Below are 22,530 nucleotides of genomic sequence, written 5' to 3' on the forward strand. Positions count from 1 at the left end.
AGTGCGTCAACTCATCAGCGATGTCACATGTCGCCGTGCGGGTCGGCGACATCGTGGTCGGCGCCGTGGTTGGCCTCGTGGAACTCTTCGGTCAGCGGCATGGTCGGCAACTCCTCGCCGGGTGCAACCGGGTCGGCGTCTGCTCCATCGGGGCCGCCGTAGACGTACTCGGTCGAGATGGCTGCGCCGCCGGCGTCCATGTGGATGACGGTGTCGGGGATCTGGTCGTGGTCCTGGTCGAGCACCTGCACGTCGGGTTTGCCGTCACCGTCGGTGTCGGCGAGCGTCACATCCGGTGATCCGTCGCCATTGGTGTCGAGGGTCGCGCTGGTCACGTTGCCCGCGGCGTCGAGGGTGTGCACCTCTTCGAGCTGTCCGTCGGCGCCGACCTTGGCCGCCAGGTCCGGGCTGCCGTTGTGGTCCACGTCGGCTTCGACGATGGTGGAGCCGTTCGGTCCACCGTAGGCGATCATGTCGGGGTTGCCGTCGTGGTCGACGTCGTCTTCGACCAAGGTGACGTTGCCCTGGGCATCGAGGTGGGCGGTGAGATGGTCGCCGGACTCGGTGTCGATGGCGTGCACGACGTCGGGGTTGCCGTCACCGTCGGTGTCGAGGGCTGAGGTCACCTGAATGCCGTCGCCGTCCGGTGCGCCGGGGGTGTCGGGAGTGTGCTGCGGGCCATCAGGGGCCGCAGCGGCAGCCGGTTCTTCCGTTGCCGGTTCTCCCGTTGCCCGGGCTGCCGGGTCGGCGGGGGCGTCACTGCCGGTGGCGCCCTGGCCGGCGTCATACGGTGTGCCCGAGGTGATGTCGGGGTTCTCCGGCACCTGTTGGTCGGCTGCGGTCAGCGAGTCACCGCTGTCGTCCGGCTGGGCAGCAGGATCGGCGGGCGCCTCGGTCGGGGCGGACGCATCGGTCGGGGCGGGGGCATCGGTGGGCGCGTCGGTCGGGGCCGGGGCGTCTGCGGCCGCTTCGTGCGACGCGGTCGCATCGTCGCCGGTTGAATCGTCGCCGGTCGCGCCAGTGTCCTGGTTCGCGTCATACGGTGCGTTCGAGGTGATGTCGGGGTCCTGCGGGACTTCTTGGTCTTCGGGGGTCAACTCCCCTTGGGAGTCATCCTGCGGCTGATCGGCCGGAGCTGCGTCGGCCGGAGCGGCGTCGGCCGGTGCTGCGTCGGCCGGTTCGTCGGCCGGAGCGGCCGGAGCGGCAGGAGGGGCTGCGGGGTCGGCGGGGACATCGGCCGGGGCAGCGGTGTCGACCGGCGGGGCCGTTGCGGGCTCGTCGGCCGGAACGTCGGCGGGCAGCGGCACGGCCGCGCCGCCGGCAGCGGCCTGCTGCTGTTCGGCGGTGACCTCGCCGGCGGGCTCACCGTTCTGGGTGAAGGTCACGGTGCCGTCGTCTTGTACGGTGCCGTCGATCTTGTTGCCCGCCTCGTCGGTCATCTGCACTGTGTCGGGCCGGCCGTCACCGTCGGTGTCCACGACATCGTTGGTGGTCAGATCGCCTTCGGGGTTCAACGGAGTGGACATGCTGTCCGCCTTTCTCTCAAGTCTCAGTTCGGGGTGTCAGGGATTGGATGCAGCACGTTCGCAAATTGTTCCCGGTCAGGAGATCAGGCCCGATCGCGACAGGAACGCCTTGGCGTCGGCGATCGAGTTCACCCCGAAGACGGTCATGTTCAGGCCCGTCGCGGTGCTCGCGTAGTCGATGTTGTAGTTGTCGGTGCTACCGGACATCGCGCTGTCGATGTCGGCGGCGGCGGTGCGGCCGGAGTCTTCGACCAGCGTTCCTTTGCCGTCGCTGTAGGTCCCGTTGCGGACGGCGACGATCCGGCCGGCAGCCTTGTTGTCGTCGACGGAGAAGCTGATGAAGAATCCAGTCGATTTGCCCAGTTCGGCCAGCGATGAGCCATCCTTGATCTGGCAGTTCATTTCCAGGGCGTCATTCGAATCGAATCCGGACTTGTTGCAGGTGCCCAGTTGCTGCTGTAACGCCCCCGGCAGTGCCGCGACGAGCTGAGTCTCGTCGGTGATGATCCGGCCGCCGTCTTTGCCTGTCGCGTCTGCCGCGTTGCCTGCAGCGCTTGCTGCGTTGGCCGCCGTCGGGGGTGTCTCGTCACCTCCGTTGTCGTCGCCGGACATCGTGATCACGCCGACGGTGATACCGATGATGGCGATGACGGCCACAGCGATCCCGCCGACGAGTCCCCAGCGGCGACCGCTCCGGTTTGCTGAGGGCGCGGCGGCGGTGTCGTGGCCGGCGAACTCGGGTCCACCGACTCGCCGCCCGTAAGCCTGCCCCACGGGCGTCTGGGCGGGCTGCCCGCCCGCCGGGGTCGGTGAGGCGCCGGTGGGCCGACGGTCCTGGCCCTGTTGCCACGACGGCATCAACTCGCCCGCCGACGGCGACATCGCCGCCTGTTGGCTGGTGGTCGGCGCGGCTTCTGCCAGCGCGGTCACCAATGCGCCCTGGGCGACAACGGTTTTCGGGTCGTCGAGGGTGGCGACCGAGCCGAGTTCGCCGAGCCTTTGCTGGATCAACGGAATGCGCGAAGAACCGCCGGTCAAATACAGCGAGGTCAGCTGACCGGGGTGGGTGATCCCGGCGTCGAGCAACGTGGCCTTGGTCAGCGACATCGCCCGATCGATCGCCGGGCGGATCAGTTCTTCGAACTCGTCGCGGGTGATCTGCAGCGTCACACGCCCGGCCGGGCCCGGCACGGTGATCGTGGCCGAAGGAGCCTCTGACAGCAGTTCCTTGGCGGTGCGGATCGACTGCTGCAGCGCCTGGGTGACATCTGGTGGCGCTTGACGGCGCAACCAATCCACCAGGTTCGGGTCACGCTCGTCGAGACGTTCATCCACCCACTGCTGCACCAACGCGTCGAAGTTCTTGCCGCCCAACCCATTGTCGCCGCGGGCAGCGATGACCGAGAACGCGTGGTCCTCGGTGACGGTGAGTACCGCGATGTCCAAGGTGCCGCCACCGAAGTCGAACACGGCGATCTTGGAGCCCGGGTCGAGCGAGTGTGAGCGCGAGTAGTGGGCGGCCGCGGCGCGCGGCTCAGAGATGGTGATGATCCTGGTGGGATCGATGCCGGCGTGAATGGCGCCGTCGACCAAGATCCGCTTGTGCTGCCCTGCCCACCCCTCGGGATGGGTGAGCACCACGTGAGATGGGGGCTCTCCGGAGTGTGCGGCCTTGCCGCGGTTGATGATTGCTTGCATCACCGCGGTCACCAGCACGTGTGCCTGCAATGCCATCCCGTTGACAATGATCGTCGGCTTACCGGTGATCAGCCGCTTCGGGGAGGCGACGAATCCGGCCGGGTCCTGTTGGGCCTGGTTGATCGCCGAGTCGCCGACGAAGATGTTGTCGGGACTCGCGACGTACACACTCGATGGCATCAGGTGGCTGGCGTGCGACAACGACAGCGGCTCAACGGCTCTGCTGGTCGCGCCGGAGTGCGCCGCGGCACTGTTGGACGTGCCGAAGTCGATGGCCAAGGTCCATGCAGAGGGTGACATGTGCTGGGGGTCCTATCCGGTGATCACGGTCGTGTACGTGTCGATCAGGGTGACGATGGCGGCGTCTTCGGCCGCCGATGCGGTCGCCAGCGACCGCTGCTGGGCTACGCCCAGACGGCGGTGCGCTTCGGCGGTCACCGCGTGCGCTGACGCATCATCGGGTAGTCCGACCTGACCGGCGACGGTGGTCGCGGTCAGGATCGTGTGTAGTTCATCGGTGACGATCGATCGGGGATCGGTGTGCAGCATCCGCTGGTAGTCCTCCATGACGGAGACCATGTGTAGCGCGGGATTCATGCGCAAGACGGTTGTCAGTGACCGGATCTGGTCGCGGGCGGGGTGGGTGAACGCCAGCTGGTCCAGGCGGGCGAGGATGCGGTGGGCGCGATGATAGATCGCGAAGCGGGTGGTCGAGGCGTCCAGCGCCCGGTGCAGGGCGGCGACACCGGACCGCTCGGTCAGCCACTTGTTGAGTGCTGCCGCGCCGCCCACGGCGACCTGGCGGCCGTGCAACACCCCGTACTCACCGACCAGGCCGAGGAGCTGTTCGCGCAACGCGACGGGCACCACGCTGTCGACGTCGTTGTCGAAGATGCGCAGCACATCCAGTGGTGCCATCGGCTGCAGCCGCGCCAGCGCGGACGCCAGTTGCTCGGTGAGCATGCCGGTGTGGCTGGTCTGGGCCATCAGACCGGAGACCGGAAGGACCGCGGAGACAGTGTTCTTCAGCTGCGTGGCCAGTCGTCCAGCATGTTCGGTGGCATGTTCGAGGGGGTCTCGCTGACCGAGGGCGCCTTCGCCGAATGAGTCGGCGCGCGAGAGCACGCCCAACATGTTCAACGGTGTGAATGGCAGCTGGCTCAGGAAAGCGATCTCATCGTGGCGCGGCGCGGCGTCGAACAAGAACACCGCGGCGTCGGCGTCGATGGAGGCGGTGCGGGTCTGCTCGAATCCGTCGATCATCACCCGTCGGGTGGCGGCGTCGTTGGCGACGGTCAGCGTGGACAGGCCCGGGGTATCGATCAGTGTGAGCTGCCGCAACGCTGCCGAGGGCAGCCACCGATCGACGAACTGGATGTCGGGCGTCGGAAGCGGTAGCTGGGGGCGCTGGTTCGGCTGTACCGCCACGGGGTGGCGGGCCCCGCCGACGCTGACGACTTCGGCTCGCGAGGGGGCCCCGTCCTGGTAGACGGTCACCACGTTGGTCGCCTCCAGGGCAGCGGTCTCGGCGACCGGCGCGCCGATCAGTGCGTTGACGAGGGTCGATTTTCCGGCTTTGAGTCGCCCTACGACCACCACCCGCGGTGGTGACCACAAGATGGTGCCGATCGAGTTGGCGTGAGCGACCAGGTCGCCGCCGAGCGCGGCGAGCTGGTGCAGTCCCTGGTCGAGCACGGTGTGGATGGGGTCGACGCGCCGCGGTGTGGGTGTTGTCATCGGGACACCCCGGCCAGGTATTGCTCGGCGGACGCGATCCGCTTGTCGACGATTGCCAGGTTGCTCGAGAGTCGTTTCGTGTTCTTTTCGCGTGAGGCCGCGTCCGCGGATGCCGCTTTCTGCACCTCGTTGATGGTCTTCTGGAGGTCTTCGATGTTGACGCGCAGGTACTCGCGGTAGCGGATGATGATCTCCGGTCGCGATTGGGCGACAGCGCTGTCGAGGAGGCGACCGGTCGCGGCCTTGGTGGCGACGACCGTTTCCCGTAGCCAGGACAGCAGGTTGGCCTTGCCTGCCCGGATCGCCCTGAACCCGAGGTTGATTCCGACCCACACGGTGCCCACCGCGATACCGACCCCCATGAGCGCCGAAAGTCCGATCAGCCCGCCGAGGGTCGACGATCCCACCACACCCATGGTGAGCAGGGTTGGGTCGAGCAGTCCGTGGCGTTTGCTGCCGACCTGGTGGGCCTCGATCTTCTTGTCCTGCATGGACGCGACGATCTGTGCGCTGAGTTCTTCCCATACCCCGGGGTCATCGGTGAATCGGGGCGCGACGATCTTGTCGTGCAGCTCCTGCAAGAACCCCGACAGGGTTTCTGCCATCGCCAACTGGAGATCGGTCTGCATGTCGGCGGTGAACTTTTGTGCGCTGCGCCGCAACACGTCCATGCCGTGGGTATTGACGTACTTGGTCCACTTGTCGCGGATCTCGTCGAGGCGCCGTTCGAGATCGTCGACCGCCGACTGTCGCAGCAACGTGAGGTCACGCGCGAGATACTGCTCCCACTGCCGTGCCTGGTCCTGCAGCTCGGTCAGTCGCTTCATGTCCGCGGTCAGATCGGGGAGTGCCTTCGCGCCGGCTTCGACGGCGTCGAGTTCGCGGGAGATCTTCGTGCGCACCACCCGCAGTCCTTCCAGGCAGGCGCGGACTGCGTCGAGATGCGGTCGGCTGGAAGCGGCGTCGAGCCGTTGACCGAGTTGCCGGCGGAGTGCCCCGATGCCGCTGTCGACGTCGAGTCGCTCACGCAGCTGTGGGTCGGTGGTTTCGGTGGCCATCACCGCCAGCAGGCTCGACACGCCGACGACCGTCACTGTGCGTTGCAGATGCTCGGCGAGGATGCGTTCGTTCTCGGCGACGATCTGTCGCCAGCGTCGCAGATGCTTGTCGGTCTTGGTGACCACCACGACGACCGAATCGACGGTCGCCGTGGATTGGCGCACGAACTCCATCTCGGGTGCTGTCAGCGGACTCGACGCGTCGCACACCAGCACCAGCACGCGCGCCTGTTCCGCGGATTGTTCGGCCAGTTTGGCCAGACCGACGTCGAGCCCTCCGACGCCGGGGGTGTCGACGATGGTGACGTCGGACATCTGGGCATCGCGGACAGCGACGGCTGCCGCGGTGGGCAGTTCTTCGACCTGTGGGTCACGCACCATGGCTCCGCCGGTGGTGACCCACTGTTCGAGGTCGGCGGTGGGCACCGTTTTCGCGCCGGAAGGGAAGAACAGTTCGGCGGCACTGGGCTGATCCAGGTCCGCATCGTCGGTGACGCTGACGGTCACCGCGGACGTCACGTCGACTCCCACCGGGCACATGTTGCGATGCCCGATCAGTGCATTGACCAGCGAACTCTTGCCACGCTGCACTTCGCCGACCACAACGATCGTGCGCGTGTGGTCGTCGCTGCGCAGCTTGTTGAGCGCGACGTCGGCGACGCGGTCCATCTGGTAGGCGCGCAGAACCTTGACCGCGGCCTCGACCACCTCGGTTGCTGCCGAATCGGCGGCAACCGGATGGGTGGCCGCTGCGGCTGGTGACGCAGTCTCACCCATCTTCTGAATCCCCCGGTTCTCGAGTGTGGCCATGGCCACAAGCGTCGTGGACGATCACCGCCATTTCGCGCGGTGACGTGCACCAGGCTGAGTCCGCGCCAACACGGCACTCTACCGAGTGACCAAATTAACCGATAGTCGGCCTCCTGCATTAACCTGCAGGGCGGATTGACCATCTGCTGGTCCAGGGGACGGCGAGCCCCTGTGTCGCACGGGCTCGTTGGGACTTTCTTCACGATGGACAAGTGGCAGCCGCCGCTGACCGCTGCGGTGGCAGAGCCCGGTCACCGCGTGGCGTCGAGCCCACTGTCCATGCTCTGACTCGGCCACCGTCAAAGACCCAGGCCGGCGAGGGAACCAAATGCCCGGTCCGCAGCGTCCAATCAGGGCTGGTCCTCTCGTCAGCTACCAATTCAATAGTTGATGCGCCCCGCCGCCCCGCCGCCGATACGCCCTCGGGCCCAGGCAGCCGATCATCCGGTCGCGACCGGGCAACCTTCGGAAGGAAAAGAGATATGAAGAAATGGAAACCCGCCGTCTGCTTGGTGGGTGCTGCCACAGCGGCCGTGCTCGTCGCCGGATGCTCCGGCGACGGAGAAGCCGCCTCTGAGCACACGGCCGCATCCAGCAAGGCCGCCGAACCCTCGATCGACCTCAAGGTGCTCAACACCGGCAAGTACCCGACCAGCCCACGGCCACCGTTTCCCCGGTCCACGCCTGCGAACATTCTGCAGGTCGAGGGCCAGCGGATGGCCGAGTACATTGTGGTGCCCTTCGAGATCGACCAAGATCTCACCAACGCGAAGTTGCCGACGATGGTCATCACCGGCAAGAACAACATGAAAGCCGTCATGGCACCGGAGCCCGTCGACGTGCCGGCCAACGACGCCGTCGTCGGCGGCTACGTCGCGACTGCCGGCACACCGGACTCCAGCCTGCGCGCGGGCAACCAGCGCTCGATCAACAACATGGTGGTCCGGTATCTGACCCCCGCCGACGCCGGCAAGGCTGCCGATCAGATGGCCGCGGCAAGCGCGAAGGCCGAGAATGCGACGACAACCAAGATCGACGGCCTGCCCGACACCACCGTGATCAAAAAGGACGACGGTGACAAGCAGACGATCATGGCCTACACGCCGCACAACACCTACGTGTTGTACCAGTGGTACCAAACCACCACCAAGCAGCAGGATCTGTTGGAACCCACCATCAAGAAGGCCGTGACGCTCCAGGGCAAGCTGATCGATCAGTTCCCCGCCACGCCCACAAAGGCCGAAGCGAAGGCCAAGGGCATCGAGGCGAAGGATCCGATGATAGATCAGAACAAGGTCCTGATCTACGCGCTGCCGTACTCCGACGAGGAACTCAAGAAGTCCACAGGGATGCCGAGCGGTTCTATGCGCGCGGTGTACGGACCGCGCGGAATGGCCATGACCAGCTCTGACCCGGTCACTGACTTCAATGTGCTCTCGGAGGTGGGCTCGACCGCCAACGGCGTTGAGCGTTCCACCGTGTACCGCGCCCGGGACGATGCCGGCGCCAAGAAGATCGTCGATACCTTTGTGGCCGCCAATCGCACGCAGGGCATGGGCAATGTGGCTGGTCCGCAGGGCCTTCCGATCGCCAAGTGTCAGAGTAAAGCGGTGAACGAGTCGACAATGTTCATCTGCCTCGTGCAGAAGGGCCGTTATGTCGGGTCCGTCACCTCCAACAACAAAGCCGATGCTTATCAGCAGATTTCGGCACAGTACACAATCCTGACCAAGGCTGATCAGAACGCCAAGTGATCTGGACATACGCGAACACCAAACGTTGTGTGCCTCGCCCCTTTCCGCAGTGGGCGGGGCGCACGGCGTTGGTGTTTGCCCCCGTCTGAGGTTCTTCGCGCATAGTCGGGGTTGGTCACCCGGCCGGAGACTCCGCGGTCAGTGACATTTCCCAGCTGATCGGACTGAGCATTCCAGTCGTCGACTGTCCTCGATCGGTCGCGTCAGCCTGCGGTGCGTTGATCGCGCAGGATCTCCGCGAGCTGTGTCCTGGCACGGTTGAGCCGCGACTTGACGGTCTGGACGCCGACGCCCTGGTGGACAGCGATATCGGCATAGGTGAGATCGCCGAACTCACGCAGCACCACCGCCTCCCGGAAATCGTCGGGAAGCCGGGCGATGGCCTCACGAACGGCGTCGCGCACCGCGAGCCGCTCGTCGAAGCTCGATCCGCCGTCGTCGTCGATGAGTTGGATCGGCTGTTCGGGATCGGTGAAGTCGGTGATCTGGGTGTTGTTCTTGCGGCGGCGTACCACGGTCAGAGCGTTGTTGGCGGCGATGCGATGCACCCAGGTGGAGAAGCGGGCCTCGCCCCGGAACTTGTGCAGGTTCTGCCATGCCGCGACGAGGGTGTTCTGCAGAGCGTCCTCGGCGTCGTGCTGATTTCCGCAGATGTTGAGGCACACCGCCCACACGTGGGTGCGGTGGGCGGCGACGAGCTGCGCGAAAGCGTGCTGATCACCGTCGCGTGCCTGCATGAGCAGCACCGCTTCGTCCATCAACTCCCCCAACCGAAGTTCAGATGTCGTGGTGGCCGTCGTGGCCGTGGTCGTGGTGGTCGCCGTGGTCGATGTCATCGTGGCCGAGATCATGGTGCTCGCCGCCGCCGAGGTCCGGGTGATCGAGCGCGGGATCGTCCGCGTCCGCGCCGTGTCCGGTGAGCGAGTGATCGGTGGCTGCGTGATCGGTGGCCCCTGGATGGGCCGTGTCGTGGTCGTCGGCGTGCGGATGGTCGTCCACCACGACGATGTCGTCATCGTCGTCGGGTGGCAGCGTGTCGTCCATGTCGGGCACGGTGTCCGGGTCGGCGACCGCGTCGGGGTCGAACGCGGCCTGGAGTGCGGTCTCCCAGACCCCGGCGGGGGGCTCGGGTGACGTGGCGGCGGGGTCGATGCCGAGTGAAGCCAGGATCGACGGCTCCTCCTGCATGTCATGACCTCCGATCGGGTGTGAGTGCGGTGCCGCCACCAGTCGGTGGCCGCTCACGGGTTTGATGTTACGGGCCGCTGGATTGTTCCCGCCGTGGTCGTCCTCGTTCGGCGGGACAGGCATGATCGGGAGCATGCCGACGACCCCGATATTGATCAGCGCCGACGAGCTCCCGGAGGCGATGCTCTCCGATCACCCGCCGGTGATTCTCGATGTGCGATGGCAACTCGGCGACCGCCACGGTCACGACCACTACCGGGAAGGTCACATCCCGGGCGCGGTGTTCGTCGACCTCGACGCCGAGCTCGCCGCGCCGGCGACACCCGAGCGCGGTCGGCATCCGCTCCCCGACATCGCCGATCTCCAGGCGGCTGCCCGCCGATGGGGCATCGACAACGGATCCTCGGTGGTGGTCTACGACGACATCGGCAATCTCGCCTCGGCCCGGGCGTGGTGGCTGCTGCGCTGGGCAGGCCTGACCGATGTGCGCATGCTCGACGGCGGGCTGGGTGCCTGGCGAACCGCCGGGCTCCGGGTGTCGTCGGGCGATGCGACGCCGCGTACCGGCTCGGTGACTCTGACCGGCGGCCATCTACCTACCGTCGACATCGACGACGTCCCCGGATCGCCCGCCCAGCTGCTGGATGCCCGTGCCGCAGAACGGTTTCGAGGTGAGGCCGAGCCGATGGATCCGCGTGCCGGTCACATCCCCGGCGCGATCAGCGCGCCGACCGCGGCCAACATCGGACCCGACGGCACGTTCCTGCCTGCAGATGTCCTTCGAGAACGCTTCTCGACCTTGGGGATCGGTGCCGACACCGACGTGATCGCCTACTGCGGGTCGGGTGTCAATGCGGCCCACGAGATCGCCGCGCTGGAGATCGCCGGTTTCACCGGCATATTGTTCCCCGGCTCGTGGTCGCAGTGGTCGTCGGACCCGGGGCGGCCGGTCGAGACGGGAGCGTGAGCGTTCCGCGGAACGTGGACGCCGCGACGGAGCGGCCGCGTCGGCCGCACCTCGCACGAGGCGACCGGAACATGGGTACGTTGGCGATGAGGGGGGCCGCTGTACTCGGACCGACGAATGCGCTCGATCGGACGAGCCGAACGACTGAGGAGGTCGACATGTCACGCACAGTGTTGTTCGTGATGACCGGATCGGATCACTGGACCCTCACCGATGGGAGCAAACACGCGACCGGGTTCTGGGCCGAGGAGGCCGTCGCACCACTGGAGATCCTCAAAGACGCAGGTTACGAGGTCACCGTCGCGACCCCGGGTGGCGTACGGCCACCGGTGGACGAGGGGAGCCTGACCGCCGAGCGTGCCGGTTCGGCCGAGGCCGCCGCTCATATCCGCGACGTGGTCGAGAGTGCTCCCGAGTTCCAGAACCCGATTGCGTTGTCCGATGTGGTGGTCGAAGACTATGACGCCGTCTTCGTGCCCGGCGGGCACGGACCGATGGAGGACCTGGCCGTCGACCCGGAGGCCGGCAAAATCCTCACCGCGGTCAACACAGCCGACCGTCCCGTCGCCATCGTGTGTCACGGGCCGGCGGCCCTGCTCTCGGCAACCGACGCTGACGGCCAGAACACCTTCATCGGCCATACGGTCACCGGCTTCACCAATGCCGAGGAGGAACAGGGCGGGCTGGCGGCCAAGGCGCCGTGGCTGCTCCAGGATCGTCTCACCGATGCGGGATTGAAGGTGGTCACCGGGGAACCGTGGGCGCCGCACATCGAGACCGACCGCAATCTGCTGACCGGACAGAATCCGGCATCCTCGGGCCCGCTCGCGCGTGCCCTCGTCGATCGACTGGGAAAGGCCGACTGATGTCCCGACCACCGCTTCCTGATGCTGCGAAAGAGCTTCTCGCCAAGCCCAATCCATGCGTGATGGCGACTCTGCGTTCCGACGGCGGGCCGGTCTCGGCGGCCACCTGGTATCTGCTCGACGGCGACCGTGTGCTGTTGAGCATGGACAACGGCCGGGTGCGCCTCGACCACCTGCGGCGTGATCCCCGCGTCACCCTCACGGTGCTCGACGAGGAGACCTGGTACACGCACATCACGCTGCTCGGCCGCGTGATCGAGTTCCGCGACGACGACGGCCTCACCGACATCGACCGGATCTCCCGTCATTACGCGGGCGGTCCATATCCCGATCGGGTACGGCCCCGCACGACGGCGATCATCGAGATCGACCGTTGGCACGGGTGGGGTTCGATGAAGGACAATGACCAGGCCACCGGCTGAGTTACCCCTTCGGGCACCCGGGAGGGGTTCGGTGGCTCAGAGTCCGGCGCGCTCGAGCGCTTCGTCGAACTCCTCGGCCGCCGCCTTCTCGCCCTTACCCCGGGCGATCGCGCGCTGATATACGGCAAAGAGCTCGTCGCCGTGCTCGGCATAGCGACGGGCCCACCTCTCACCCTCGGCACGCCAGTAGCCGATGATGTCGTAGCTCTCCCGCGGCCAACGGTGCTCCTGGCGCAAGTACTTTCGCGTAACCCGTGACTGGGCCGCTTCCCCGGCGAACCAGCAGTATCCGGTCCCCGGGGGAAGATCGAGGCGACGGATCGAGTCGCCGAGAACGCTCGGCCCCAGTCCGTTTCCGCTGCCGACGAGGGGAACGATCTCGGCATCCGTCGAACAGCGGTCGAGGTAGGCGAGGTCGTTGTCGGCGGCGACCTCGACCAGCGCGACCACCTTGGCCGCGCCCCGATGCTCCTCCAGGATGCGGGCCAACGCCGGCAGGCCTGCCAGGTCGGCCACGAGGAGGTGCCACCCGGCGGAGGCCGGCGGCCGATACCAGCCGCGCGCGTGTGACATCGCCACCTCGTCCCCCGGCTCTGCGTGCTGCGCCCACACCGTGGCGGGACCGTGTGAATGGACCACGAAATCGACAGTCATCGAACGGGTCTCGGGATCGACGGCCCGGACCGAGTAGTTGCGGGCATCGGGTAACGGATCGATGTCGTGATATGCCCACACGCCATCCCGGAGTTGCATGGGTGGGGGTGCCGACTCACCATCGCGAGGGAAATAGATCCCGACCGCTTCGTCCGCGGCACCGGGCAGCCCGAGTTGTTCGAGGTCGGGTACCTCGAAGCGGATTCGGCGGAGGCGGGGATTCAGGTCGGCGGCAGCTGTGACGCGTGCGAACGAGTAACCCATGACGTCCGCCAGGATACGCGGGGGTCATCGACGACGTCGGTGCAGACGCTCGGTCCGTCGGACGAGGATCGCGCCGAGATCTTCCGCGACGTCACTCGTCGTCTGCGATGCTCTTCATCGCCTTCCATCCATGGGTGACACCGCCACCGGCGCGCAGGGCTGCGGCGACCATGACGGCTTCGGCGACGGCGGCCTTGGAAGCGCCGGCCTTGACCGCGCGTTTGGCGTGGTCTTCGATGCAGTACGGGCACTGCGTGGTCACGGCCACCCCAACCGCGATCAGCTCACGGGTGGCCAGGTCGAGGGTTCCGGTTTTCTTGTCGAACACGGCTTTGTCGAACCCGAAGAAGGCCGAGACCATCTCCGGCGCGGCTTCCTTGATGTCGGCCATGAACTTTGCTTCCTCGTTGTGAGAGTGCATTGGTACTCCTTGTACTTGGTGCGCTTGATCCCGGCTTTGAAGGAATTGCACGACATGGGTTGGGGATGCGGCACGACACACTGTACCCCTGGGGGGTATTGTGGGCAAACCGCGTACGTCGGGTGCCATCGACTCCGTGACGCAGGTGATCGGGCGGCAAATCTTTGACTCAGCGGGCGAGAAAGTGTGGTCGGCCCGGGCTCGGCGGCGTTTGATGTGAGGGTTGACATCCGGCGGGGACGAGCGAGGAGTGAGAGATGCGTGAGGTTCCGGTCCTCGGCAGGGGCGAGGCCATCGCCACTGCGGCCGAACTCGGCGCCGAGTTCGCGAAGGGCGCCGCGGAACGTGACCGGGCGAGGATTCTGCCGTTCGAGCAGGTCGCGAAGCTGGCCGCGAGTGGTTTGGCGGCCATCACGGTTCCCGCCCGACTCGGTGGTGCGGAGCTACCCGCGAGCACGGTAGCCGAGGTGATCCGTCTCATCTCCAAGGGAGACCCCAACATCGGGCAGATCCCGCACAGCCACTTCGTGTTCATCAATCAGCTTCTGCTCCAGGGCAGCCCGGAGCAGCAGGCGCGGATCCTCCCCGAGGTCCTCGCGGGCAAGACCCTCGGTAACGCGCAATCCGAGCGTGGCACCAAGCACATCCGCGACTACGCCACCACGCTCCGACCGGACATCGGCGCCGGCGACGGTGTCTGGCGTCTGAGCGGGACGAAGTTCTACTGCACCGGGGCGCTGTTCGCCGACTGGATCCCGACGCTGGCGCATCTCGGCGAGAACGGTCCGCTGCACGTCGCGTGGGTCCGGCGTGATGCCGACGGTGTCGAGGTGGTCGACGACTGGGAGGCCCTCGGCCAGCGGACCACCGCGAGCGGGACGGTGCGCTTGACCGACGTGGTGGTCACCGACGACCTGATCACCGACTTCTCGGCCACCTTCACGGGTCCGACCACCTACGGCGCGTTCGCCCAGTTGCTCCACGCCGCGATCGACGCGGGTATCGCGCGCGCCGCGCTCGAGGATGCCGCGGAGTTCGTGACCACCAAGAGCCGTCCCCACCCGGACGCCGGGGTCGAGCGCGCCGCCGACGATCCGTTGGTGGTGCACGCCTTCGGCGAGATGGAGCTCGCGGTCCGCGGTGCCGAGGCACTGCTCGCCGAGGCGGGCCGTGCCGTCGACCGAGCCGACGTGGATCTCGACGAGGCGACCGCCGCGGCCGCGACCCTCGCCGTCGCGGCGGCCCGCGCTTCCACCACGAAGACCTCTGTCGACGTGGCGAGCCGCCTGTTCGAGGTCGCCGGTACCCGTTCCGTGGTCGCCAAGGAGTCCCTGGATCGACATTGGCGCAATGCCCGCACCCACACACTGCACGACCCGGCGGCGTGGAAGGTGCAGCACCTCGGGCGCTGGGCAGCCGAGGGCATTCTCCCGCCCCGCACCGGTCAACTCTGACCGACCGCAACACGAGTTACGCCCCCGCACGAGAGACGAAGGAAGAGAACGAAGTACATGAATGCATTGACGTTTCACTGGTTCCTGCCGACCAACGGCGGTGACGGCCGCAACGTGGTCGGCGGCGGCCACGGGGTGTCGGCCGGCTCCGCGGGCAGGCCGGCCTCGGTGCCGTATCTGGGTCAGATCGCCCGCAGCGCGGAACAACTCGGATTCGAGGCGGCACTGACGCCGACCGGGGCCTGGTGCGAGGACGCGTGGATATCGACCGCGATGATCAGCAGTCTGTCGGAGCGACTCAAGTTCCTGGTCGCCTTCCGGCCGGGCGTCGTCGCGCCGTTTCTGGCGGCGCAGATGTCCGGTACCTTCCAGAATCTTTCCGGCGGAAGGCTTCTGCTGAACGTGGTGACCGGGGGCGAGGACCACGAGCAGCAGATGTTCGGCGACTTCCTCGACAAGGACCAGCGGTACGCCCGCGCAGACGAATTCCTCGAGATCGTCCGCCGGCTGTGGACCGGCGCGACGGTCGACTTCGACGGTGATTATCTGTCGGTCGCCGACGCCACACTCGCGCAGATCCCGGATCCGTTGCCGAAGATCTACTTCGGGGGATCGTCGCCGGCCGGTATCGCCGTCGCCGCGAAGCACGCGGACGTCTACCTCACCTGGGGTGAGCCCCCGGAAGCGGTCGCGGAGAAGCTCGATCGGGTGCGTAAGGCAGCTGCCGAGCAGGGGCGGCAACTCACGTTCGGTATCCGGCTGCACACCATCGCGCGAGAGACCTCCGACGATGCATGGGCCGAAGCCGATCGGCTACTCCGGCACATCTCCGACGAGGAGGTTGCGCGTATCCAATCGGGACTGAAGCGTTCGGCGTCGGAGGGGCAGCAGCGGATGCTCGCACTCAACAAGGGTTCGAAGGACGGTCTGGAGATCTACCCGAACCTCTGGGCGGGGATCGGCCTGGTTCGCGGTGGCGCGGGGACCGCGATGGTCGGCTCGTTCACCGAGATCGCCGATCTCATCGAGGCCTATCGTGATGTCGGCATCGAGGAGTTCGTGCTCTCCGGCTATCCGCATCTCGAAGAGTCGTACTGGTTCGGCGAGGGTGTTCTCCCCGAACTCGCCCGGCGCGGCCTCTGGGAACATCCCGCACCGGTCGTCGGACGTTCCGCGGTGCCGTTCGGTGCGGCGCCCACCGCGCGGGCGGCGGCGTCATGATCGCCACCGCCGTCGTCGTCGGAAATCCCAAGCCCGCGAGCCGAACACTCACCGCGGCAACCTGTGTCGCCACCGAGCTCAGCGGCGCCGAGCCCGATGTGATCGTCGACCTCGCCACCCTCGGTGCGGCTGTCCTCGACCGTTTCGCGGGTGGTACCGGTCTGTCGGAGGTGGCGATCCGCCTGATGCTCGGCGGCAGTCCGGCCCATTCGCTGTCGCCTGAGCTGACATTGCGACCGGTTCTCACCGAGATCGGCGGCACCGTGCCGGGCCGCGCGCTCTATGTGGTGGATTCCGCGTACGAAGACCCGCAGGCCTACGCGGAGTGGCCGGCCGAGACCAGGCCGACGGTCACAGCGCTGCTGGGAGGGCGTTCATGACTGAGCTGCGCACCAATCAGGATCTCGACCCGGCCAAGCTGCGCAAGGCATTCGGTGTGTTCCCGACCGGTGTGGTCGCTGTCGCTGCCGAGGTGGACGGGGCATTGACCGGGTTGGCCGCCAGTTCTTTCAGCAGTGTCAGCCTCGACCCGCCGCTGGTGTCCTTCTCGGTGGCCAATACCTCCAAGACATGGCCGGATCTCCGCCGTGCCGAACACCTCGGGGTGACGATCCTGGCCGACCATCACGGTGAGGTCTGTCGCCGGCTGGCGGGCCCGGTCGAGCATCGCTTCGACCACATCGCGCTCCAGGCCACCGGCGACGGTGCGGTCACCCTCGACGATGGGCTCGCCCGCTTCGACACCACCATCTACCGCGAGGTGGAGGCGGGCGATCACATCATCGTGCTACTGCAACTCCATGCGGTGGAGCATCCGGAGTCCGGCAGTCCCTTGATCTTTCACCGGAGTGGCTTCGGCCGTCTCGCGGTCTAGTGTTCACGCTAGGGCGCCGGCGCCGCACTCACGGCAGTGCTCTCCCGCGGGTCAGGGGCAGACTCCACGACGGTCGTGACGACGGGCTTTGCCCGTCGCCGCACCGGGACGCGGGATCTGGCGGTGAGCCACTTGCTGACCGGGGTGCGCAGCAGGATGTCGACAACAATCAGGGACGCCGCGAGAACGACCGCCGTCAGCAGTGTGGTGCGGATCGCCGCGGAGTTCGGGAACCAGTCGAACAGTGTGCCGATGAAGCCGATCCGGCCGAGGATGTCGAGGATCAGCGGATGCACGGCGAAGACGCCGAAGGCGCGGAACGACGCATATGACACCGCCTTCGACGACATCACGCGACCCGATTCCCGGCGCGCGTTCCAGACCAGCGCCAGCATCCAGAGAAGCGTCAGTCCGGCGAGGAACCATGGCAGGTTGACGGGATTCCACGGGGTGTTCGCCTGCAGCGGGACGTTGCCGGGGGAGGTGGCCAGGAGGTAGCCGCCGACACTGAAGGCGGTACCGATCCCGCACGCGGAGATCACTGCGACCGCGTGGGTCCGCAGCCACTCGTTCATCACCTCGTGGTGCACGGCGGCGAGCGCCCCGATCGCGATGAACAGGGCATACATCGGCAGCGTCTTCCACAGGTTGTCGTAGACCAGGGTCCAGGTCGGCCCGGCCGGGCGGGGGAGGTACTGGTAGAAGACGAACGACCCCATCTGGATCACGGCGGCGACGCCGAGTACTCGCCACGGTCGGTGTGCCGTGCGATCGAGAATCCATGAGACCAGGGGAAACGCCAGGTAGATCTGCATCGAGATCAGCAAGAAGTAGAGCTGGTACTTGCCCTCGCCGGTGGCGACGTCGTGACCGAGATCGCTGAAGAAGCGGGCCGGGGTGGGCCACGGGTTGTCGGCGATGATCACGTGATCGGTCAGGGAGTAGAGCAGGGTCCACACCAGGTAGGGGCCGACCACCATGCCGAATCGCCGTCGCCAGAACGCGACGGGTGACATCGGTTTGCCGCGGGTGCTGAGTACCAGGACGAACAACGTCACCGCGACGAAGCCGTAGCGGGTGAGGTGACAGATCGTGCCGACGAGGTTGGCCGAGCGGATCACGTCGGGAGAGGTGTTGATGGCGTTGACGCTGTGTGCGATGACCACGCCGGCGAAGAGCAGGACGCGCACGAAGTCGGCGGTGTGCGCGCGGCCCGATGACGGCTTCCTCCGAGGTTCCGTCGCGACGCCGGTCGAGCCGCCCCCCGGCGGCCCGGCGTCCGTATGTACTTTTTCTGTGGTGTCGTCGACGGTCTGCAACCGCACCTCCCCGATCGGATCCCTTCCCCTGCGTCGGGCAGTGTACGGACTGTTCCTGGGAGAAACCTCAGTGGAGGTACATCCGTGCAGGTCAGCGCGGGTTACGGGGTCTGATCAGGATTCGTGCGACCGTAACTCGGCGCGCCAGTCGTCGGGGAGTCGCTCGCGCGGACCCGGCGCACCCTGCGAGGCCGGGTGCTCGGTGGGCGCTGCCAGCTCCGGGCCGGCGAACAACTCCTCGGTGGTGAAGTCCCAGAACCACTCCTCGCCGGGCTCATAGCTCTGGATGACGCGGTGGCCGGTCTCCTCCGCGTGCCGGCGCGCATGGCGGTTCAGAGAGTCGTCGCAGCAGCCGACGTGACCGCACTGCGCGCAGCGACGCAGGTGCACCCACCACGAGCCGTCGCTGGTGCATTCGACGCAGCCCGGACCGCTCGGTGGGACGTCCGGATCGATCGACGCAGATGACATTGCGGCCTCCGATCGGCGGGGATGGTCACTCCGCGATGCACGTCAGGATATCGGCGCGGCGGCCTTCCCGCGGCCGGACGGAGTCAGATCTCCTGCACGAGGTCGGCGAGCCGCGGCAGGACGACGTCGCGCCAGCCCGGACCCATCCGGTCGAATGCCGCGGCCATCCGCGTGTCGTCGAGGTCGAACCCGGAGTGCTCGAGCAGGAGGCGTGTGCCCTTTCCCTCCGGTATCAGGGTCCAGGTGAGCGTCCAGTTGGCGGTGAACGTGTAGACGAACCGGGAGGGCGGATCGGCCTCGAGGACCCGGCACGGCTGGAGGCCGAAACCCGGCATGTCGAGAGTGAACTCGTGTCCGACATCGGGCCGGATGTCGCCGGCCGCCCACCAGCGCTGCACCAGGTCCGGTTCGGTGAGGGTGCGCCATACGGTTTCAGGGCGGGCCGCGACGAACTGATCGACGCGGATCACCGCGTACCGGTGGGTGGAATCGGTGGTCATACGAGATCCTCTGCGATGTCGGCGATGTCGGCGATATCGGACAGTCGGGCACGCCAGAAGCGTTCGAAGGGGTGGAGCCAGTCGCTCAGGTCGGCGAGCGGGGCCGCCGTCAGGTGATAGATCCGGTGGCGGCCACGAGCCTCGTCGGCGACGAGCCCGGCATCCTTCAGGACCTTCAGGTGTTCGGCCACCGACGAGCGACTCAGCACGAAGTGGGCACTGAGATCGCCGGCAGCCGTGGGTTCGGCGGCGAGCAACTCCAACAACCGGCGGCGGACCGGATTGGCCAGCGCCAGGAACACGTCGTCGGAGGTGAGCACGGCGCGAGGATATGTCGGAAATATCCGACGCGTCAACCGTGGCCGGACAGACATTGACTCGGATATACGATGTCGTAGTAAACTGAGACTATAAATATCCGAGTAAACGAAGGGAAGGTGTGAGATGAAGATCGTCATTTTCGGTAACGGGCTCATCGGGAGTCAGGTCGAGGCGAAGCTGGCCGCGGCCGGGCACGACGTGGTGGCCCTGGGGCGCAGCGCCGGCGTGGACGCGATCACCGGCAAGGGTGTCGCCGAAGCCGTTGTGGGCGCCGACGTCGTCGTCGACCTCACCAATTCACCGTCGTGGCAGGACGACGACGTCCTGGAGTTCTTCCGTGCCTCGACGAGTAATCTGCTCACCGCCGAGCAGGCTGCCGAGGTCGGTCATCACGTGATCCTGTCGATCGTCGGTGCCGACCGGCTCACCGACTCCGGGTACATGCGCGCGAAACTCGCGCAGGAAGAATTGGTCCAGGCCGGGCCGATTCCATACTCGATCGTGCGGTCGACACAGTTCTTCGAATTCGTCGCCGGCATCGCCGAAGCGGGGACGCGTGGCGATGTGGTGCACGCCACGCCTGCGCATCTGCAGCCCATCGCCTCGAGCGACGTCGTCGAGAGGGTGAGCGACATCGTGCTCGGAGCGCCGGTCAACGGGACCGCCGAGATCGCCGGGCCCGAGGCGGTGGGTATCGACGAATTGGTCCGACGGTTGTTCGCCACAACCGGCGATCGACGATCCGTGCAGAGTGATCACGACGCGGGGTATTTCGGAGCGATCCTCGACAACGCGGCTCTCGTCCCCACGCCGGGCGTGGATGCCTGGATCGCGCCGACGACCTTCGACGACTGGCTCGATGCGCGTGCGTCGATAGGCTGACGCCATGAAGCTCTCGACCGGCGTGGAGTGGTCTCTGCACTGCTGTGTGGTGCTGAGCCAGTCCGAACGCCCGGTGCCGGCAGCCCGGCTCGCTGAGCTGCACGGAGTGTCCAAGACCTACCTCGCGAAGCACCTGCAGGCGTTGGCGCGTGCGGACCTTATCCTCCCCGCCGAGGGGCGCGACGGCGGATATGCCCTGACGCGTGCTCCCGAAACCATCACGGTGCTCGACGTGGTCCAGGCCGTGGACGGCAAGGAGCCGGCATTCCGATGCACCGAGATCCGGCAGCAGGGCATCCTCGCCGCGCCGCCGGAACAATGCGTGTCCGCGTGCGGTATCGCGAAGGTGATGGCCGCCGCCGAGCGGGCCTGGCGGGCGTCGCTGGCCGGGGTGACCATTGCGGATCTTGCTGCGACACTTGATATCAACCAATTGAAGAACATCCTGGCGGCATCCTGACCGACGGTCGAGCAGCACGGAGATGTACGGCTCGCCGTCCGGCGGGTTCTTCGCTACCCTGGAGATCGCGACTGGCGAGGCCGGAGTCAACCGGCGTGGAGCGCAACTGTCAGAGGCATCGTCCGCCTGGGTGTCCCGGAGAACTCTTCTGGAGGGCAGCTGCATGAACGACGACACACCCATCGACGACGAGCGCGTCGAGCAAACCCGCGGCAGCGGCGAAACCGCACGTCATCGCGTGGTGATCATCGGTTCGGGATTCGGCGGACTCACCGCCGCGCGACAACTGGCCAAGGCCGACGTCGACGTCACCGTGATCGCCCGGACCACCCACCACCTGTTCCAGCCGCTGCTCTATCAGGTCGCCACCGGACTGATCTCCGAAGGTCAGATCGCACCTGCGCTTCGGGTGGTGCTGCGCAAACAAGGCAACACCACAGTCGTCCTCGGTGAGGTGGAGACCATCGATCTGGAGCGGCGCAGTGTCACGTCCCGGCTGCTGGAGCGCGTCACCGAGACGTCGTTCGACAGTCTGATCGTGGCGGCGGGGGCCGATCAGTCGTACTTCGGCAACGACCGGTTCGCCGAGTATGCACCCGGATTGAAGACCATCGATGATGCCCTCGAGCTGCGTGGGCGAATCCTCGGCGCTTTCGAACAGGCCGAACTATCCGACGACCCGGACGAACGCGCGCGCCTGCTCACGTTCGTGGTGGTGGGCGCCGGCGCGACCGGAGTGGAGATGGCCGGCCAGATCGCCGAGATGGCCACGAAGACGCTGCGGGGTTCGTTCCGCAACATCGATCCGACCGAGTCGCGGGTGATCCTCCTCGACGCCGCGCCTGCGGTGCTGCCGCCCTACGGGGGCAAGCTGAGCCGACGTGCCGCGAAGCGTCTGGCGAAGAACGGGGTGGAGATCCAGCTCGGGGCCATGGTGGTCGACATGGACTACCACGGGCTCGTCGTCAAGGACCAGGATGGCACCACGCGGCGGATCGAGAGTCAGTGCAAGGTGTGGTCCGCCGGTGTCTCGGCCAGCCCGCTGGGTCGTCAGCTGGCCGAGCAGAGCGGGGTCGAACTCGATCGCGCGGGCCGGGTGAAGGTCGGACCTGACCTCACCGTGACCGGGCAGCCGAACGTCTTCGTCGTCGGCGACCTGATGGCGGTCGAGGGTGTACCCGGGATGGCGCAGGGCGCGATCCAAGGGGCGAAGTACGCGACGGCGGCGATCCGGGCGGGACTGCGCGGAGCGGACCCGACGTCGCGTAAGCCGTTCTCCTACTGGGACAAGGGCTCGATGGCCACCATCGCCCGTTTCAGTGCGGTCGCGAAGATCCCCATCCCGGGCACCTCGCGCAGCATCGAGTTCTCGGGCTTCGTCGCCTGGCTGGGATGGCTCTTCCTGCATCTGCTGTACCTGGTGGGCTTCCGCAATCGGTTCACGACACTCGTCGACTGGTTCTTCGCGTTCACCAGCCGCAGCCGGACCCAGCTGGCCATCACCGAACAGCAGGTGTTCGCGCGCAACGCAATCGGAGTGCTCGACAGTCTGGGACGGCCGCGCGAAGGGTCGCAGCAGGAGGACAGGGCACTGCGGTTGGAGGAGCGGCAGAGCGCGTAGGCCTCGGTGCCGGTCGCTTGCGCGGCCCGGCGTGTGTGTGCG

Annotated in this window: 23 protein-coding genes; 11 read left to right on the plus strand and 12 right to left on the minus strand. The window is 66.9% G+C overall.

Annotation, left to right across the window (positions count from 1 at the left end; translation table 11 throughout):
* Window positions 1-23 precede the first annotated feature (23 nt).
* The 4 genes from ACLQ3I_RS07910 to ACLQ3I_RS07925 form a co-directional block, all read right to left on the minus strand.
* On the minus strand, window positions 24-1,526 hold the full coding sequence (locus ACLQ3I_RS07910; protein ID WP_425801067.1) for a hypothetical protein: 1,503 nt from the start codon (window positions 1,524-1,526) through the stop codon (window positions 24-26).
* A 75-nt stretch (window positions 1,527-1,601) separates the two neighbouring features.
* The gene (locus tag ACLQ3I_RS07915; protein WP_425801069.1) at window positions 1,602-3,524 is read right to left on the minus strand and encodes an Hsp70 family protein; all 1,923 of its coding nucleotides are present in this window, start codon (window positions 3,522-3,524) and stop codon (window positions 1,602-1,604) included.
* Between the two features lie 12 nt (window positions 3,525-3,536).
* On the minus strand, window positions 3,537-4,961 hold the full coding sequence (locus ACLQ3I_RS07920; RefSeq protein ID WP_425792372.1) for a GTPase: 1,425 nt from the start codon (window positions 4,959-4,961) through the stop codon (window positions 3,537-3,539).
* Complete coding sequence (locus tag ACLQ3I_RS07925; RefSeq protein ID WP_425792373.1) at window positions 4,958-6,829, minus strand: dynamin family protein; 1,872 nt, start codon at window positions 6,827-6,829, stop codon at window positions 4,958-4,960. Before ACLQ3I_RS07925 ends, ACLQ3I_RS07920 begins: the two co-directional genes overlap by 4 nt.
* Before the next feature lie 212 nt (window positions 6,830-7,041).
* On the opposite strand from ACLQ3I_RS07925, the gene ACLQ3I_RS07930 reads away from it, so the two are divergent.
* Window positions 7,042-8,583, plus strand: a complete 1,542-nt coding sequence (locus ACLQ3I_RS07930) for a DUF7373 family lipoprotein (protein WP_425801070.1) — start codon at window positions 7,042-7,044, stop codon at window positions 8,581-8,583.
* A 203-nt stretch (window positions 8,584-8,786) separates the two neighbouring features.
* Here the strand turns inward: ACLQ3I_RS07930 and ACLQ3I_RS07935 are convergent, their stop codons facing one another.
* Window positions 8,787-9,341: an RNA polymerase sigma factor gene (locus ACLQ3I_RS07935; protein ID WP_425801072.1), complete on the minus strand. Its 555-nt coding sequence runs from the start codon at window positions 9,339-9,341 to the stop codon at window positions 8,787-8,789.
* Between the two features lie 19 nt (window positions 9,342-9,360).
* Complete coding sequence (locus tag ACLQ3I_RS07940) at window positions 9,361-9,828, minus strand: hypothetical protein (protein ID WP_425801074.1); 468 nt, start codon at window positions 9,826-9,828, stop codon at window positions 9,361-9,363.
* A 76-nt stretch (window positions 9,829-9,904) separates the two neighbouring features.
* On the opposite strand from ACLQ3I_RS07940, the gene ACLQ3I_RS07945 reads away from it, so the two are divergent.
* The 3 genes from ACLQ3I_RS07945 (at window position 9,905) to ACLQ3I_RS07955 (ending at window position 12,026) form a co-directional block, all read left to right on the plus strand.
* Window positions 9,905-10,738, plus strand: a complete 834-nt coding sequence (locus ACLQ3I_RS07945) for a sulfurtransferase (protein WP_425801076.1) — start codon at window positions 9,905-9,907, stop codon at window positions 10,736-10,738.
* Window positions 10,739-10,896: 158 nt separating this feature from the next.
* On the plus strand, window positions 10,897-11,604 hold the full coding sequence (locus ACLQ3I_RS07950; RefSeq protein ID WP_425801078.1) for a type 1 glutamine amidotransferase domain-containing protein: 708 nt from the start codon (window positions 10,897-10,899) through the stop codon (window positions 11,602-11,604).
* Window positions 11,604-12,026 carry a PPOX class F420-dependent oxidoreductase gene (locus ACLQ3I_RS07955; RefSeq protein ID WP_425792378.1) on the plus strand — a complete coding sequence of 141 codons (423 nt, stop codon included), beginning with the start codon at window positions 11,604-11,606 and terminating at the stop codon, window positions 12,024-12,026. The genes ACLQ3I_RS07950 and ACLQ3I_RS07955 overlap by 1 nt, the downstream gene beginning before the upstream one ends.
* Window positions 12,027-12,062: 36 nt before the next feature.
* Here the strand turns inward: ACLQ3I_RS07955 and ACLQ3I_RS07960 are convergent, their stop codons facing one another.
* Complete coding sequence (locus ACLQ3I_RS07960) at window positions 12,063-12,944, minus strand: siderophore-interacting protein (RefSeq protein WP_425801080.1); 882 nt, start codon at window positions 12,942-12,944, stop codon at window positions 12,063-12,065.
* A gap of 91 nt (window positions 12,945-13,035) precedes the next feature.
* On the minus strand, window positions 13,036-13,365 hold the full coding sequence (locus tag ACLQ3I_RS07965; RefSeq protein WP_425801082.1) for a carboxymuconolactone decarboxylase family protein: 330 nt from the start codon (window positions 13,363-13,365) through the stop codon (window positions 13,036-13,038).
* Between the two features lie 257 nt (window positions 13,366-13,622).
* Here ACLQ3I_RS07965 and ACLQ3I_RS07970 point away from each other — a divergent pair, with 257 nt between their 5' ends.
* The 4 genes from ACLQ3I_RS07970 to ACLQ3I_RS07985 are packed head-to-tail and all read left to right on the plus strand — an operon-like array spanning window position 13,623 to window position 16,914.
* On the plus strand, window positions 13,623-14,819 hold the full coding sequence (locus ACLQ3I_RS07970; protein WP_425801084.1) for an SfnB family sulfur acquisition oxidoreductase: 1,197 nt from the start codon (window positions 13,623-13,625) through the stop codon (window positions 14,817-14,819).
* 57 nt (window positions 14,820-14,876) lie between these two features.
* Complete coding sequence (locus ACLQ3I_RS07975) at window positions 14,877-16,040, plus strand: LLM class flavin-dependent oxidoreductase (RefSeq protein ID WP_425801086.1); 1,164 nt, start codon at window positions 14,877-14,879, stop codon at window positions 16,038-16,040.
* Window positions 16,040-16,420 carry an NADPH-dependent oxidoreductase gene (locus tag ACLQ3I_RS07980; RefSeq protein WP_425801907.1) on the plus strand — a complete coding sequence of 127 codons (381 nt, stop codon included), beginning with the start codon at window positions 16,040-16,042 and terminating at the stop codon, window positions 16,418-16,420. The genes ACLQ3I_RS07975 and ACLQ3I_RS07980 overlap by 1 nt, the downstream gene beginning before the upstream one ends.
* The gene (locus ACLQ3I_RS07985; protein ID WP_425801088.1) at window positions 16,417-16,914 is read left to right on the plus strand and encodes a flavin reductase family protein; all 498 of its coding nucleotides are present in this window, start codon (window positions 16,417-16,419) and stop codon (window positions 16,912-16,914) included. Before ACLQ3I_RS07980 ends, ACLQ3I_RS07985 begins: the two co-directional genes overlap by 4 nt.
* Window positions 16,915-16,922: 8 nt before the next feature.
* On the opposite strand, the gene ACLQ3I_RS07990 is transcribed toward ACLQ3I_RS07985, so the two are convergent.
* The 4 genes from ACLQ3I_RS07990 to ACLQ3I_RS08005 form a co-directional block, all read right to left on the minus strand.
* Window positions 16,923-18,233 (minus strand): acyltransferase, encoded by a 1,311-nt coding sequence (locus ACLQ3I_RS07990; RefSeq protein ID WP_425801909.1) that lies wholly within the window; start codon window positions 18,231-18,233, stop codon window positions 16,923-16,925.
* A 114-nt stretch (window positions 18,234-18,347) separates the two neighbouring features.
* On the minus strand, window positions 18,348-18,704 hold the full coding sequence (locus ACLQ3I_RS07995; RefSeq protein WP_425792385.1) for a UBP-type zinc finger domain-containing protein: 357 nt from the start codon (window positions 18,702-18,704) through the stop codon (window positions 18,348-18,350).
* 83 nt (window positions 18,705-18,787) lie between these two features.
* A complete protein-coding gene (locus ACLQ3I_RS08000; protein ID WP_425792386.1) occupies window positions 18,788-19,204 on the minus strand; it encodes an SRPBCC family protein in 417 nt (138 codons plus the stop codon).
* Complete coding sequence (locus ACLQ3I_RS08005) at window positions 19,201-19,524, minus strand: ArsR/SmtB family transcription factor (protein ID WP_425801090.1); 324 nt, start codon at window positions 19,522-19,524, stop codon at window positions 19,201-19,203. Before ACLQ3I_RS08005 ends, ACLQ3I_RS08000 begins: the two co-directional genes overlap by 4 nt.
* 124 nt (window positions 19,525-19,648) lie before the next feature.
* On the opposite strand from ACLQ3I_RS08005, the gene ACLQ3I_RS08010 reads away from it, so the two are divergent.
* The 3 genes from ACLQ3I_RS08010 (at window position 19,649) to ACLQ3I_RS08020 (ending at window position 22,488) form a co-directional block, all read left to right on the plus strand.
* A complete protein-coding gene (locus ACLQ3I_RS08010; protein ID WP_425801092.1) occupies window positions 19,649-20,407 on the plus strand; it encodes an SDR family oxidoreductase in 759 nt (252 codons plus the stop codon).
* 4 nt (window positions 20,408-20,411) lie between these two features.
* On the plus strand, window positions 20,412-20,867 hold the full coding sequence (locus ACLQ3I_RS08015) for an RrF2 family transcriptional regulator (RefSeq protein ID WP_425801094.1): 456 nt from the start codon (window positions 20,412-20,414) through the stop codon (window positions 20,865-20,867).
* 163 nt (window positions 20,868-21,030) lie between these two features.
* A complete protein-coding gene (locus ACLQ3I_RS08020) occupies window positions 21,031-22,488 on the plus strand; it encodes an NAD(P)/FAD-dependent oxidoreductase (RefSeq protein ID WP_425801096.1) in 1,458 nt (485 codons plus the stop codon).
* Window positions 22,489-22,530 lie beyond the last annotated feature (42 nt).

Origin of the sequence: Gordonia sp. DT101 (genome assembly GCF_049844895.1) — a bacterium.
Classification (GTDB): domain Bacteria; phylum Actinomycetota; class Actinomycetes; order Mycobacteriales; family Mycobacteriaceae; genus Gordonia.